Here is a 4,806-nt window from a genome sequence, read left to right as displayed (position 1 = left end):
GGCTTCTGGCACCGAATCTTGCGGCTCCAAGTCCTTCTCACGGCCCGAAGGCCGCCACCTCGGACTTTCACCGCAATCTTCGGCGCCAGAAGCCTCCTCGCTGACGTTGCGAACGACCGGCGACAGAGGTTTTTCCTGCGGCAACTGCTCGAACTGCGCGGGAGAGTTCGAGTCGATGGACGTCACCGACACCGCGCTCGCCGTCATGCGTTGCGTGCAGGAGCTGCGGGGTCGCTTCGGCAAGGGCATGGTGGTGGATGTGCTGCGCGGCTCGCAGAACGCGAAGCTGCTGGACATGCATCTGGACGAGGCCGCGTGCTACGACACGGTGAACGCTCCGGCTGCACAGGTGAAAGAAGTGATCGAGCTGCTGGCTGCAGGCGGCTACCTGCTGATTACCGAGGGGACGTACCCGGTGGTGGGTCTGGGGCCGCGTGCCCGCGAGGCTGCCGAAGAGGGTTTCAGCTTGTCGATGAAGCGCGTTCTGCGAAAGCCCGAGCGCACGCGTTCGGCTGCAGGCGGTTCGCACGTGTTCGGCTCGTCGGGAGCGCCCGCGAACGATGCCGACCCCGAGCTGTTCGAGCGTCTGCGCACGCTGCGCAAGCGCCTGGCCGACGAAGCGGGCAAGCCTCCCTACATCGTGTTCTCCGATGCGGCTCTGCGCGATATGTGCGCGAAAAGGCCTGCAACCGACGAGGAGTTCCTTGAGGTCAGCGGCGTGGGCGCTACGAAGCTCGCCCGTTACGGCGAAGCCTTCCTGTCCGAGATAGCCGAGTTCGAGCAGGGGCTTGCAAACGGGCGATGATCCGCCTCGCCGCTTCCGACCCGTGCGAAAATCCGCCCCGCCCTCGCTTGCCCTCTAAGCTCGCTCCTCATCATCTCGTTACGCGAGCGACATGCAACCGCCACGCGTGGCGCGCGGGGGCGCGCTATCATCGCTTCATCAAACAACAAGAAGGAGCGATGGGCCATGATCAAGGTCATCAAGCACGAGAACATGGGCAGAAGCGACCGAGGATGGCTGCACAGCCTGTTCCATTTCTCGTTCGCCGAGTACTACAAACCCGATAACATCAAGTTCGGCGCGCTGCGCGTGGTCAACGACGACCGGTTCGACCCGCACGGCGGGTTCGGCATGCATCCCCACGACAACATGGAGATCATCAGCTACGTCGTGGACGGCCAGCTCACGCACCGCGACAACCTGGGCAACGGGAGCCGCCTCGAGCGGGGCGACGTGCAGTACATGAGCGCAGGAAGCGGCATCATGCACAGCGAGTACAACGATACGAACGAACCGCTGCGTTTCCTGCAGATATGGATCTTGCCTGACGAGAAGAACGCGGAGCCGAACTATGGCGACCACCGCTTCGACTGGGAGGACCGCGTGGGGAAGTGGATGCCCGTCGCCTCGGGCGAGGAGGGTTTCGCGCCTATCCGGATCCATCAGGATATGAAGGTGCTCGTAGGCGTCATCGGCTCGGACGAGACGCTGTACTACGACCTCGACCCGGCGCGGCAAGCCTACCTCATCCAGATCGAGGGCGAAGGCATGGTGAACGGCAACGAGCTGGACGCGGGCGACGCGGCCGAGATCACCGCCACGCGCGAGGTGTCTGTTCGCGCGAAGACGCCGTCGCACTACATTATGTTCGACATGGCTGCTGACGAGGCGTAACGACTTTGGCATGCAGAAGGCCCGCGGCAACGCCGCGGGCCTTCGTTGCGCGTTTGCGCAGGAGGAAGGGCGATTTAGAGCTTCGGGGCCTCGGGCGCTTCGGGGGCTTCCGGTGCGGTCGGCGCGCCGGAGTCGCTGCGGGCGCCGTTGCCGTTGCTGACGCTCGCGCCGCCGCCGGAAAACGTGAGCGTCACGTCCCCGCTCATGGTGCGAGCGCTCACATGCCTCGACGCTGTGGCGCTGCCGGCCGGCGAGTGCACGTCTCCGCTGACCGAAGAGGCCTCGATGGCGTATTCGCCGTCCGAACCGGAGAACGAGGCGTTCACGCTGCCGCTCGCGGCATCGAACTTCGCGTCGGTGGCTGCCACGCCCGCCGCCAGGATGTCGCCGCTACCCATGCGGGCGTCGAGGGTCGCCGTGCTCACGCCTCGAAGCAGCTGTCCGCCGCTCGTCGTGTCCAGCTTCACGATCTCGGTCGCCTCGACGTCGGAGAATTCGATGTTGCCGCTCATCGTGGTTGCGCTCAGGTATGCGCACTGGACGCGCTGCACCTGCACGTTGCCGCTGGCGGCGTTCGTCACGATATCGTCCGCGGCGAGGCGGGAGAGCGAGATGTTGCCGCTCGCGGTTTTCGCCGTCACTGAGCCCAACCTGTCCAGATCTGCGGCATCCACATTGCCGCCCATGAGGTCGATGTCGAGCGTGCCCGTGTAGCTGCGCGGCACCTTCAGAACGGTAGAGTGGTCCTCGAACGATCCGATCATCATGATGCCGATGGCCGGCTCGCGCGAGCCTTCGACGGTGACGGTGCCGCCGTTGTCGCCCACGTCGAAGCTCTTGCGCTCGTTCGTCCAGTACGTCACCTCGATGGCGTCGCCGTCGGTCGGCTCGATGCGCACGTCCTCGCCCATGTCGCGCAGGACGATGGCGGTGTGGGGGCTTTCCGCCTCGGGGGCGAACGTCTTCGTGGAGGACGTCCAATTGCGGGATTCGGTCGAGAGGTTCTCGAAGTTGAACCCGGCCGCCGCGAACGCGCCGAACGATATGGCGCCTCCGCCGATGACGAGGATGGTTGCTATGACGAGCAACGTCTTTTTGCCGCTAGACATGAGCTGCTCCTTCCGGCGCGATCGGGCTGGCATCGTTGCGCTTCAGCTTGATGAACAGCCCCTTTACCCAGCGGGCGAACGAATGCGTGAGGTTGACGAGCCCCTTGCTGGCGGCCAGCACGCCGAACCAAGAGAACAATCCCAGGCCTGCACCGGCCAGGCCGCAGCCGAAGACCCAGATGCCCGAGAGCGGAAACCCCGTGGCCGCGCACCAGGCCAGGCCGAACACGCCGATGGGCGCGCATAGAAGCAGCATGGCCACGACGGCCCACAGCGCCACGACGACCGACCAAATGGCCAGGTAGATGGCCAACACCATGCAGGCGAACGCCAGCGCCAGCGTCACCCAGATGGGGGAGAGGATGGCAAGCAGCACGATGTTGAGCGTGCGGCTGCCGGTGTTCGCCTTCGCGATGGCCTTGGGAATGGGCGGCGTCTCGGCGACGATCTGAGCTGCGATGGCGTGCACCGATCCCAGCGCGGCCACGGCTTCCTGCTCGCTCATCCCGTCCTCGATGCGGTCGTCGATCATCTCGGCGTAGAACGCGATCGATTGTTCCACCTCGTAGGAGGGCAGCTTGCCGAGCGCATGCCTGAGCGCATCCAAAAACTCGGTCTTGTTCATCGGTTGGCACCTCGTTTCACATACTCGTAGACGTCCAATACGTCGTCCCAATCCTTCAAGAACTCGTCGAGGTACGTGACCCCGGCCGGCGTGATGCGATAGTACTTGCGCAGGCGCCCGTTGTGCTCGATGGCGTAAACCGTCAGCAGCCCCGCTGATTCCAAGCGTTTGAGCAGGGGGTACAGCGTCGATTCGGTCAAATGCAAACTCGAAGGCACGTCTTTGACGATCTGGTACCCGTACGAGTCCTGGCGGTTGATCGATGCGAGCACGCAAACATCGAGGAAACCTCGTTTCAATTGTGCATCCATCGCATACCTCCTTTCGCCTTATACTATATGACACATAGTATAAGGCGTCAACGGGTATTTGGAGATTCCGCGGGAAGGATGGCGGGGAAGGGGCTGCGCGGCTGCGACGGCTGCGACGGCTGCCGATGAGCTTCCGGGGCTGCGCGGTTGCGACGGTCGCCGAGCTGCGACGGCTGCCGGGGCTGTGCTGCTGCGACGGCTGCCGATGAGCTGCCGGGGCTGCGGGGACGCTCCGAGATGGGGAAGGGCCTGGTCGCGGAGCCTTCCCGCTCAGCCGAAGCGCGCGAGTGTCTCACGTGAAACATTTGTGCGGTTCTCCATCGAAGCCGAGGCGCGACGGCATCGGTCGCGAGAACCCGGGCGGGAGACGCCGATCGCGCGCTCGGCGCCGTTACGGTAGCGCGCGGCACGTCGACCGGCGCGCATGTTTCCGTGGTTCCATGTGCAGCAAAAACGAGCTTTTGGCACCCCTCGGTGCTCTTCGGCATTTTGCTCGTTGAAACTTTGCAGCAAAACCCCAGGTCGCGTTTCATCGAGCCTTGGGAATGCGGCATTCGACCTCGGTTCGGCGGTTTCCGGACGGGTCCGGCGTGCCAAAAGGGACCCCGGACGTTTTTCTGGACTGAATTTCGATGAGGAAAGAGGTCCGTGAATGGCTTACGGCAAAGAATACAAGGAGGAGGTCCTGAGCAGGTTCCACGCGAGCGGCATGTCGATGCGCGCGGCGTGCTCGAGCCTCGAGGGGTTCCCGTGCGCGGCGACGCTCTCGGCCTTCGCGCGCGAGGAGGGGGCCGGCCTCCTGCGCCCGCCCGCGCTCGCGGTGCCGGGCAGGTGCGAGGGCCGCCGGGCATGGGAGCCCTACCCCCTCGGGACGAAGCGGGAGGCGATGCGGCTCCTCGCGGGCGGCATGGAGCCGCGCTTCGTCGCCGGGCGCCTCGGGATCGCGAGCGCCGCCCCCGTCCGCCTGTGGGCCTCCAGGCTGGGGCGCCTCGACGGGCTCGACGGCCGGTCCCGTCCCGACGGCGAGCGCGAGCGCGGGGAAGCTGTTACGATGTTCGCGCGAGGGTCGTCCGTCTCCGAGAT

The 4,806-nt window shown here is 65.1% G+C and carries 5 protein-coding genes and 1 pseudogene; 3 read left to right on the top strand and 3 right to left on the bottom strand.

Annotation, left to right across the window (positions count from 1 at the left end; translation table 11 throughout):
* Together ACMO6A_RS00365 and ACMO6A_RS00360 are read left to right on the top strand one after the other, a co-directional pair.
* A partial coding sequence (locus ACMO6A_RS00365) for an HRDC domain-containing protein (RefSeq protein WP_418470634.1) occupies positions 1-805 on the top strand: 805 nt, incomplete at its 5' end.
* A gap of 165 nt (positions 806-970) precedes the next feature.
* The gene (locus ACMO6A_RS00360) at positions 971-1,678 is read left to right on the top strand and encodes a pirin family protein (RefSeq protein ID WP_015760386.1); all 708 of its coding nucleotides are present in this window, start codon (positions 971-973) and stop codon (positions 1,676-1,678) included.
* A 74-nt stretch (positions 1,679-1,752) separates the two neighbouring features.
* On the opposite strand, the gene ACMO6A_RS00355 is transcribed toward ACMO6A_RS00360, so the two are convergent.
* The 3 genes from ACMO6A_RS00355 to ACMO6A_RS00345 are packed head-to-tail and all read right to left on the bottom strand — an operon-like array spanning position 1,753 to position 3,723.
* The gene (locus ACMO6A_RS00355; protein ID WP_015760387.1) at positions 1,753-2,787 is read right to left on the bottom strand and encodes a DUF4097 domain-containing protein; all 1,035 of its coding nucleotides are present in this window, start codon (positions 2,785-2,787) and stop codon (positions 1,753-1,755) included.
* Positions 2,780-3,412, bottom strand: a complete 633-nt coding sequence (locus tag ACMO6A_RS00350; RefSeq protein ID WP_015760388.1) for a DUF1700 domain-containing protein — start codon at positions 3,410-3,412, stop codon at positions 2,780-2,782. Before ACMO6A_RS00350 ends, ACMO6A_RS00355 begins: the two co-directional genes overlap by 8 nt.
* Positions 3,409-3,723 (bottom strand): PadR family transcriptional regulator, encoded by a 315-nt coding sequence (locus tag ACMO6A_RS00345; RefSeq protein ID WP_009304798.1) that lies wholly within the window; start codon positions 3,721-3,723, stop codon positions 3,409-3,411. The genes ACMO6A_RS00350 and ACMO6A_RS00345 overlap by 4 nt, the downstream gene beginning before the upstream one ends.
* Before the next feature lie 652 nt (positions 3,724-4,375).
* On the opposite strand from ACMO6A_RS00345, the pseudogene ACMO6A_RS00340 reads away from it, so the two are divergent.
* Positions 4,376-4,806 (top strand): annotated as a pseudogene (locus ACMO6A_RS00340) (IS3 family transposase); the annotation flags it as partial.

The sequence above is a fragment of the Eggerthella sp. genome, from assembly GCF_048329335.1.
In the GTDB taxonomy this organism is placed as follows: domain Bacteria; phylum Actinomycetota; class Coriobacteriia; order Coriobacteriales; family Eggerthellaceae; genus Eggerthella; species Eggerthella lenta.
Note: the sequence above shows the minus strand (reverse complement) of the source record. Positions and strands in the feature narration are given on the sequence as shown.